Source organism: Paenibacillus sp. OT2-17, from assembly GCF_009827695.1.
Taxonomy (GTDB): domain Bacteria; phylum Bacillota; class Bacilli; order Paenibacillales; family Paenibacillaceae; genus Paenibacillus; species Paenibacillus polymyxa_B.
In genome coordinates this window covers 1-9,707 of sequence record NZ_WUDQ01000110.1, presented here as the reverse complement: position 1 = coordinate 9,707, position 9,707 = coordinate 1, and the positions used below count along the sequence as shown (strand labels likewise).

9 protein-coding genes are annotated in these 9,707 nt (G+C 46.2%); 2 read left to right on the top strand and 7 right to left on the bottom strand.

The features are described from left to right. The first annotated feature begins 401 nt into the window (after window positions 1–401). A complete protein-coding gene (locus GRP75_RS13920) occupies window positions 402–1,178 on the top strand; it encodes a DUF3153 domain-containing protein (RefSeq protein ID WP_160789587.1) in 777 nt (258 codons plus the stop codon). 192 nt (window positions 1,179–1,370) lie between these two features. Here the strand turns inward: GRP75_RS13920 and GRP75_RS13915 are convergent, their stop codons facing one another. The 3 genes from GRP75_RS13915 to GRP75_RS13905 form a co-directional block, all read right to left on the bottom strand. After that, a complete protein-coding gene (locus GRP75_RS13915) occupies window positions 1,371–1,796 on the bottom strand; it encodes a thiol-disulfide oxidoreductase DCC family protein (RefSeq protein ID WP_023987611.1) in 426 nt (141 codons plus the stop codon). Window positions 1,797–1,926: 130 nt separating this feature from the next. Next, window positions 1,927–2,253, bottom strand: coding sequence for a hypothetical protein (locus GRP75_RS13910; RefSeq protein WP_025722703.1), 327 nt, complete (start codon window positions 2,251–2,253; stop codon window positions 1,927–1,929). A 123-nt stretch (window positions 2,254–2,376) separates the two neighbouring features. Beyond that, window positions 2,377–2,796, bottom strand: coding sequence for an organic hydroperoxide resistance protein (locus tag GRP75_RS13905; RefSeq protein ID WP_013309264.1), 420 nt, complete (start codon window positions 2,794–2,796; stop codon window positions 2,377–2,379). Window positions 2,797–3,438: 642 nt separating this feature from the next. Between GRP75_RS13905 and GRP75_RS13900 the strand changes: the two genes are divergently transcribed. Further along, window positions 3,439–4,758: an Nramp family divalent metal transporter gene (locus GRP75_RS13900; RefSeq protein ID WP_069080980.1), complete on the top strand. Its 1,320-nt coding sequence runs from the start codon at window positions 3,439–3,441 to the stop codon at window positions 4,756–4,758. A 77-nt stretch (window positions 4,759–4,835) separates the two neighbouring features. On the opposite strand, the gene GRP75_RS13895 is transcribed toward GRP75_RS13900, so the two are convergent. The 4 genes from GRP75_RS13895 to kdpA all read right to left on the bottom strand — a co-directional run. Then, the gene (locus GRP75_RS13895; protein WP_069080981.1) at window positions 4,836–5,726 is read right to left on the bottom strand and encodes a GNAT family N-acetyltransferase; all 891 of its coding nucleotides are present in this window, start codon (window positions 5,724–5,726) and stop codon (window positions 4,836–4,838) included. Window positions 5,727–5,892: 166 nt separating this feature from the next. After that, the gene (kdpC, locus tag GRP75_RS13890; protein WP_160789586.1) at window positions 5,893–6,621 is read right to left on the bottom strand and encodes a potassium-transporting ATPase subunit KdpC; all 729 of its coding nucleotides are present in this window, start codon (window positions 6,619–6,621) and stop codon (window positions 5,893–5,895) included. Window positions 6,622–6,640: 19 nt separating this feature from the next. After that, window positions 6,641–8,671 (bottom strand): potassium-transporting ATPase subunit KdpB, encoded by a 2,031-nt coding sequence (gene kdpB, locus GRP75_RS13885; RefSeq protein ID WP_069080983.1) that lies wholly within the window; start codon window positions 8,669–8,671, stop codon window positions 6,641–6,643. Between the two features lie 37 nt (window positions 8,672–8,708). Continuing rightward, window positions 8,709–9,707, bottom strand: a 999-nt coding sequence (kdpA, locus tag GRP75_RS13880) for a potassium-transporting ATPase subunit KdpA (RefSeq protein WP_160789585.1), incomplete at its 5' end; no start/stop codon positions are given.

Sequence of the window (9,707 nt, the reverse complement as noted above, 5' to 3'; positions counted from 1 at the left end):
CATACCGATGGTAGCCGTAGCCTTTATTTTTTGTCCCGCCTCTCTCGCAGTTCCCTGCTCCTTCTTCTTAGCATCGGTACATGCAGTCGCTAGAACTAGAGCTAGAGACAACACTCCAACCGTCGTTACCCATCGCGGCAAAGCCTTCTTAAACTGCTTGTTCATGTTTTAAAATCCTCCTTTGAATATTCGTTTTGGGACAAACTATTTCCTTGATTCAATTATTTTTTATCAATACTATATTTTAGAGTATACACTAAAGTTTTTACCTAGGGAAACATTTTATAAAATATAATTCTTATGTATTTCGTTATACCGTTCGATTTTCGTTCTCCCAATGTGTAATATATAGAAGATATCCAGTCATTAAACCAAAGAATACATATAAAGAGGTGCAGGTCATGGAGCCAACAGGATACAGCCCTTATCGGAACAAACGTCGGCAAGTTCGGATACGAAAAATACTGCTCATTTTTATGCTGGTGTGCTGTCTGCTTGCCCTAACTTCCTGTGCTCGAGGTGACATCCATGTAGATGTTCATCTCGATCAAAGTGTAGATATGGATGCAACGTTCAGTGTAAACAACCAGACACTGATGATGTTGGACAATCCCGGGCTGCTAGATCGATTAGTCAAGCGTATTCAAAGCAACAATGTAGATGTACAGCCGCTAGCTGAACAGGGAAGAAAGGGATATCAAATCAAGGGACATTATCAAGGAGATTGGAGCACAAACAAAAAAAATCCCAGTCAGGGATTAAATCTACCTGAGGGATTAGAAATAACGCGTGCTGTGAGTCAACATTTTTTCACAACGAATATTGATCTTACCATGAAGCTCGATCTACCACGGATGCTTCCTAAAGAAGCTCAAGGACTGAGTGACAAATTTGAGCAAATGAATGTGTTTGCGCGCAAATTACTGGAGCGGCAGCTGGATCTTAACTTCAGCCTATCCTTACCCATCCAACCTGCTACCAATAATGCGGACCGTGTGTCGGAAGACGGAAAAACACTATATTGGGACATTGCTCCTTTGGAATCTAACGAGCTAAAATTGTCTGTTAACGTACCCAATGTACGACATATCGTGTATGTAGCTGTTACGAGCCTGATACTGATCGTGATCGCTGTGATCTTACTAATTCGTAGACATCGCTCCAAAAAAGAAACTTAAAAAAGCAACTAAAAGTGCGTGTTCAAAAAGTCGGCTTTTCAGGACCGAGAAGGTTGGATGAAGCTAGGGACTGAGTAGCGGAGCGTAGACAGATCTACGTGAGCAACGGAAGGCCCGGCTGAATTCAAGATTCGACGTCGAATCCGCTTCTTGATTAGCTTCGTTATGGAAAGACGACTTTTTGAACAACCTCTAAAAAAATCGTTGTCTAATTTCTGGTGGGGGGATCTGACATTGATCCTCTTCATCCTTGCCAAACCAACGATATCGGTTACGCGCCACCCAGTTATAGACTGCATTGCGCACAAAGCGGGGAACCAGGATGAACACATAGGCCAGCGGATATGGAAAACGAAGACGTTTGGCAATTCGCAAAGCTGCGGTTGACCTTGTATAATACGTACCGTCTTCAATCAGCACGAACGTATCCAACTGATCTGTAGATAGTCCTCCTGCACGTAATAGTTCTTGTCCTGCCTCAGATTGCAGGGAACCAAAATGAAATGTTCCCTTAGGGTCACGCTTGATAATAAAGCGGGCCGCTCCCTGACAAAAGTGGCATACCCCATCCACCAACACAATGGAATGATCTGAATGGGCATGATCAGACTGGTTCATAAATGCATTTCACCTCCAGAGAAATCAACGGCATGAATACCAGCAACGCAACCATATGAATATAAACAAAAAAACGCCGAAAGTATCCGACGCTTGTTTAGAAATGTATAGTCTTTACCTGTTCGAAAAACTAGCTCAATGCTTTCTCAAACAGCTGTTTCGTATTAATTTGCTCTAAAAACTCCTCATGGAACTTATCCATACACTTGCAGATAAAATCCTTATGGCATACCGGGCAAGGCGTCGTTAGCAGTCGACTAATATTCGTCAAGGTCCACTCCGGATTACGTTGAGAAAAAACGCGGCACTCCGTTCCATCGGCCAAACTCATTTTAAACTCATAAAGCCCTTCTTTTTCGTTGCTGCCAGCCAGCGTGAAATTAACAATATTCGGTCTGTAAGACATCATATCACCCGTATTTTTCAAATTTGTTTCGTACCTGATGACCAGAATCACCTAAGCCATCTTAATGAATTTTGGCGATGATGTCAAATGGTCGCGAATCTCAGCTAATCAAGATCTATGTGCAAAAGCCGCCAATAAATCGGCGGCCAGAGTGTAAAAGTTATAGAAATGCAGTCAAATGACATTGAGCTCGACATCAATGTTACCGCGTGTTGCTTTGGAGTATGGACAAAAATCATGTGCTTGGCGTGCCAAATCTTCGGCCTGGGCGCGTTCAATACCAGGTATTTTCACATCCAGACGTACCGCCAGCTGGAAGCCGCCATCGCTTGGGTCCTTGCCGATAGATACGTGGCTGGTGACCTCAACATTATCCACCTTCACCTTAGCCTTTCGGGCCACGTTAGCCAATGCGCTCTCATAGCAGGCGCCATAACCTGCCGCAAACAATTGCTCCGGATTCGTAGCTTCTCCACCTGCGCCACCCAGTTCCTTCGGCGTACTGAGCTTATGCTTCAAAACCCCATCAGATGAAGCGACTGAACCGTCTCTTCCACCATGTACCGTTGCTGATGCTGTGTATAATGCTTCCATGATTTCATCTCTCCTTCTCTATATTATTTGCATTCCGCAGGAATCTATCGTCATGTTAATACATGATTTCCTTCTCGTATGTACTTTAAACGAACTACACAAAATGAATCATTTAAAACATGGAAGTTAACTGATTTATTTACCGTTTAATCCCACCTGAAACGCGTAAATTCGAAGAAAAAGGATTGCACTGGGCTATTTATCGTTTCAGTCCGAATGACTACAAGGAAATTGATAAAATATGGAACGGCGTTTACCCGGAAGATGGACAACCTTTGTATGTTAAAGACGGTCCTCCCGAAGGAGCTCCATCCCCGATTTGGAGGAAAAGCCAGAAATGTTCTCCCTAGGACTATCCTCGGAAGAAATTGAGGAACTGGCTGCACGGCTCTCCCGCAATATTTAAAAGATGTAATTCAAAAAAAATCCAAAACGACCAAGCTGCTCCCCTCAGAGTGATATAGCTTGGTTTTTCTATTGTTCAGCTTTATACGATGGCTATATTGCTTCAAAAATACGATTAACTTGCTTGACCACACAAAAGTTGCACTAGACAAAAACTATTGTGGGTGTACAATAGGGATAACACAATCGTTATGTCACTAATAATATATTTCAACATCAATAAAGAAGGTGAAGCGTATGAAAAATACAAAGGGCAACTTCGCGGAAATCGCTTCACTGTCGGAAGTGAATCGTTCCTTGAGCGTCCCGAAAGACGGGACCTGGTTTCGGAAGTTTCTTGCCTTTGCTGGACCCGGCTATATGGTCGCAGTCGGCTATATGGACCCCGGCAACTGGGCCACAGACATCGCCGGCGGATCGAAATTCGGCTACACGCTGCTTAGTGTCATTCTAATCTCCAACCTGATGGCCATCCTGCTGCAAGCCTTATCTGGCAAGCTTGGCATTGCCACAGGTAAAGATTTGGCTCAAATGTGCCGTGATGCCTATAATCGTCCTGTCGCGATCGGCTTATGGCTATTGTGCGAAATTGCCATTGCAGCCATGGATTTGGCCGAGGTCATCGGTTCAGCCATTGCGCTGAAGTTGCTGTTCGGTCTACCGTTACTATACGGAGTTATCATTACAGCATTTGATGTTATGCTCATTTTACTGCTGCAAAACAAAGGTTTTCGGGCATTGGAAACACTCGTCATTGTGCTGATGGCGACGATTGCCGGCTGTTTTGGCATTAATCTCCTTTTGGCACAACCGGAATGGGGCGGCGTATTGGGCGGCTTTGTACCAGACTCGCAAATTTTGACGAATCCAAGCATGCTGTATATTGCCATCGGTATTATGGGCGCTACGGTAATGCCGCATAACCTGTATCTGCATTCTTCTATTGTACAAACTCGCAAATTTGAGCAGACTTCAGCAGGTAAACGGGAAGCTATTACATTTGCAACTTGGGATTCCAGTATAGCGCTGATGTTCGCTTTATTTATTAATGCCGCCATCTTGATCGTGGCAGCTGCTGTATTCCATACGGCAGGAAGAACAGATGTAGCCGAAATTAGTGATGCCTATTATCTGCTTTCGCCACTACTGGGAACCACACTGGCGAGTATACTATTTGGGGTGGCGTTACTCGCCTCAGGTCAAAATTCAACCGTTACAGGCACTTTAGCTGGACAAATCGTGATGGAGGGCTTTCTCAATCTTCGTCTTTCACCTTGGTTGCGTCGTCTGGTGACCCGCCTCATCGCGATCATTCCAGCGGTCATCGTCACTGCCATCGCAGGGGAAAAAGGTGCGGAGGAACTGCTTGTGCTGAGCCAGGTCATCCTGTCCATCCAGCTTCCCTTTGCTATCATTCCATTACTTCTCTTTACCAGCGACAAAAAAATTATGGGTGAATTCGCAAATAAAATGTGGCAAAAAGTATTAACCTGGATCGTGACCGCTGTCATTATCATCTTGAATGTAGTGCTCATCATCCAAACGATTTCAGGTTAATCGGTAGCCAAATATGAATATATTAAAAAGGTATCTCACTTGCCCCAATGGCAGCGAGATACCTTTTTTTGTTCATCCTATTTTATTTGTCCTGTATAAATTAAATTTTGTATAGCACTCACATAATAATGAGACTCGGCAGAAATCTCAAACCCTATTGACCGATAGAGGTTCAAGGCACGCTCATTTTGCGTAACTACTCCTAGTCGAATCTTAGTGTACTGCTTGGCAAGCAAAATTTTCACCAAACAAGCAAGAATTTCACGGCCATACCCTTTGCCTTGGTATAATGGATGTACACAGAAATCATGAATAACAGCTGTATCCATATGAACATGATTGACTCGAATCATTCCGACCGGTGTCAGTCTATCTACAGCGAGGTAAGTTACACGTTCTGGTTCTCTCGTATGCTTAAAATAGTTCTTTGTCCAAGACTCGGAGTCACCAAAAGCTTGCGATGAACATTCAACCATAAAATCAAAATCCCGATCTTCTTCTAGCCGCAAAACTAAGCCGGATTGATGTAACCTATCAGATTGGAACCGATTTAAATTCATGGAGAATTCAGACGTACTAAAGTTGGCCCCCAAGTGCTTCACACAATCTATTCCAGGTATTGAATTGGACGGGATTCTGATGCGACATGCTTTGATGCCTTGTAATTGTATCTCAGCTGCAGCATTGTACATTAAGGAGCGGAATACACCCTGGCGCCGATAATTAGGATGAACCATAGCGTTAATATTAGCTTCGATTTCATCTGATGTATACCAACTGAGATAGCCAATCAACTGGTTGCCCAATTGGCAAAGGATCGCTTTATCTCCACCGTTTTCTTTAAGGCTTTCTATGCCCACTCTTAAACTTGATCCGTCGAAATTCTTGCATAGTTGTTCCAACATTCGTATTCGAGCAATCTGATGATCTGAAAAATCATTCATTTTAAAAAATTTATAATCTTGCATATTATTGGTTACCCTCATCAAGAAGAAACCACGCAGTTTATGGACGAGTAGGCGCTGTCCTTCTATAGTCTGTCCGCTTATTCATCGTTACCATTTGGACCGCCTCCTTGATCATATATGAGTACTATTTTAACTTAATTATCAGACAAATCAATTTATTATATTCTCAACGCTTGGCAGGCTCTACCTTCATTTGCGCCTTAAGCGCGAGATTCAGCTTGAGCACGTTCACACGTGGCTCGCCGAACACCCCTGCGCTGCGGCCTTCTGTCTGCTCCTGCACCAGTGCTCTCAGTCGATCCTGCGGGATACCCGTCAAGCCACTAATGCGCGGAATTTGCACCCGTGCCGCCTGTGGCGAGATGTGCGGGTCCAGACCGGAGCCGGAGTTCGTAATCAGGTCCACCGGAACCTGACTGACGGGTACATCCGGGTTATGCTTCTGCCAATCCGCAATAGAGTCCTTGACTCGCTGTATCAAGGCTGGATTCGACGGCGCGTAGTTACTTGAGCCTGAACCAGCCCCATTGTAATCAACGCTCGATACCCGACCTTGAAAAAACGCCGAATCGGCAAAGGACTGCCCAATCAGTTCGGAGCCGACCACCCGCCCCTCCGCGTCACGAAGTATACTGCCGTTTGCTTGCTGTGGAAACAGAACCTGTGCTACTCCTGTACTGACTAGCGGATATGCCAAACCGCACAAGAGTATCATCAGCACTGAAGTTCGTAAAGCCACTCCAATAACTGTACTTCCTCGCATCTCTTGTCTCTCCGGTTGTCCTTCCGACACTGTCCCGGTCCCTGTACGTTTGTTATGACCTTGCCCGCCAGATTCGGCTTTTTCGTGCGCAGCAAATCTGCGTCCAGACATCATCCGATAAAAACCACTCATGTCGTTCACCCTTTCTGCGCTAAATCCACAAATGCACCAACAAATCAATGGCCTTAATGCCAACAAACGGTACGACCATACCGCCCAGACCGTAAATCAGCAAATTCCGTCCCAGCAGGCGATCCGAGCTCATCGGCTTATACTTCACGCCCTTCATGGCCAGCGGAATCAGAAGCGGAATAATAACCGCGTTAAAGATCAGCGCCGACAAAATAGCGGACAGCGGGGAGCCAAGCCCCATGACGTTCAAAGCGCCCATTTGTGGAATGGCCAGCATGAACATCGCCGGGATGATGGCAAAATATTTGGCAACATCGTTTGCAATGCTGAACGTTGTCAATGCTCCGCGCGTCATAAGCAGCTGCTTGCCGATCGCGACCACCTCAATAATTTTGGACGGATCGGAATCTAAGTCCACCATATTAGCCGCTTCTTTGGCCGCGACTGTGCCGCTATTCATGGCAAGACCGACATCCGCTTGCGCCAGCGCAGGTGCATCATTGGTGCCGTCTCCGGTCATAGCAACCAGCTTACCCTGTTCCTGCTCACGTCGGATAACCGCTATTTTGTCCTCCGGCTTGCTCTCAGCTACAAAGTCGTCCACACCCGCTTCTCGTGCAATTGTAGCTGCTGTCAGTGGATTATCTCCGGTGCACATGATCGTACGGATACCCATTTCCCGGAGCTGATCAAACCGTTCCTTCATGCCTGGCTTCACTGTATCCTTCAGATAAATAATGCCGTATATCTGATCATCCAGCGCGACTGCCAGCGGTGTACCTCCTTCAGAGGCTACCTGATTCGCTTTTTCCTCCAGATCGGCTGGAACACTGCCGTTTTGCGAGACGATCCATTGCCGAACAGAATCCACCGCGCCTTTGCGTACCTTTCGTCCATCGGCCAGATCCAGACCACTCATCCGGGTCTCCGCCTTGAATTCGATAAAGGTTCCACCTGCTGCCAAGGATGCATCCAGCGTATGCTCCTGTTTGCGCATCAATTCGAGAACCGAGCGACCCTCTGGCGTCTCATCCTTCATAGAGCTAATCGCTGCCCACTTCACTAACTTTGCCTTCTCCACGCCCTCTACAGGCACGAATTCACTCGCCATTCGGTTCCCAAAGGTGATTGTACCTGTTTTATCCAAAATCATCGTGTTGATATCCCCAGAAGCTTCTACCGCCTTGCCTGACATGGCCAGCACGTTAAACTGGGTGACCCGGTCCATACCGGCAATCCCGATGGCTGACAGCAGTCCTCCAATCGTGGTTGGAATCAGACAGACTAGCAACGAAATCAGCACAGGAACAGGCAAATCAATGTTAAAATGACGGGCAATCGGCGCTAGCGTAACCACTACAATTAGAAAAATAATCGTTAAGCTAATAAGCAAAGTGTTCAGTGCAATCTCATTCGGCGTTTTTTGCCGCTGTGCGCCTTCCACGAGCGAAATCATTTTATCAATAAATGTCTCGCCCGGCTCTGTCGTAATCCGCACCTTAATCCGGTCACTGACCACTCGCGTCCCGCCGGTTACCGAGCAAAAATCACCACCCGATTCCTTGATGACCGGAGCCGATTCGCCCGTAATTGCAGATTCATCCACCGAAGCCAGACCTTCAATGACCTCACCATCGCTTGGGATCATTTCGCCCTGGGAGACAATAACCACGTCTCCCTTACGCAATTCGGTTGAGCTAACCACCTGAATGTCATTTCCGATGAGCTTGTTAGCTTGCGTATCCTGCTTGGATTTTTTTAAAGAGGCAGCTTGTGCCTTACCCCGCCCCTCCGCGAGCGCTTCGGCAAAATTAGCAAAAAGCAACGTAAACAACAGAATAACAAACACGGCCAGGTTAAAGCCCATTTCCTTGCCAGTTCCAAAATAACCGGGAAGCAGTAACATTAGCAGCACGACCAATGTACCGATCTCCACGACGAACATGACAGGATTCTTCATCATAATCATCGGATTTAATTTTATAAAGCTATCCTTGATCGCATGCTTCAAGATGCTTCTGTCCAGCATGTGTTTGCGTTGTTCCTTCATGATCAAACACCCCGTTCATCCATTCTCATTTTCTTCTTCACATGGTCAAAAATTCAGCAACAGGTCCCAATACGATGACGGGTAAAAAGGTCAACGCACCAATCAGCAGCACGACCCCGATCAGAATGGCTCCAAATAACTTGTTGTCCGTACGCAGTGTCCCCGTCGTCACCGGAGTCGGTGCTTTGGCATTCAATGAAGCCGCCACAGCCAACAATGCAATCATAGATACATATCGTCCGAAGAACATAACCATCCCTGTTGTCATGTTCCAGAATACGTTGTTATCCGAAAGACCTTCAAATCCCGAACCGTTATTTGCAGCAGATGACGCATATTCATAGAGCACCTGAGTCAACCCGTGATAGCCAGGGTTAGTGACCGCGTCGTATCCCCAATGACTCATAAACGCAAGCGCAGTTGGGGCGAGAATGAGGAACGGATGTACCAAAATGGCAATCGCGATCAGCTTCATTTCCTTGCCTTCAATTTTCCTTCCCATAAATTCCGGAGTTCTCCCGACCATCAGTCCGCATATAAACACACCCAGAATCGCATACATCAGCATATTCATCAGCCCGACACCCTTGCCGCCAAAAATGACGTTTAGCATCATTTCTCCCAAAGCAGCCATGCCACCCAGTGGGGTTAGTGTATCATGCATATTATTGACCGAACCTGTCGTTGCCGCTGTTGTGACCGCAGTGAATAAAGCCGATTGTCCAATGCCGAAACGAACCTCTTTCCCTTCCATGCTTCCTTGAGAAGCATCCACACCCAGTGTCTGGATTAACGGGTTACCTGTCTTTTCAGACACGTACGTAATAGATAGAAAAATAAGAAACAATACCATCATGGAGCTAAAAATAATCCAGCCCTGCTTACGATTACGGGCAAACAGTCCAAAGGTATACGGCAACGAAGCCGGCATTACCCACATTGCCAAAATTTCCAGCACGTTCGTCCAAGGACTTGGATTCTCAAAAGGATGCGCAGAGTTAGCTCCCGCATAACCGCCTCCATTCGTCCCCAAATG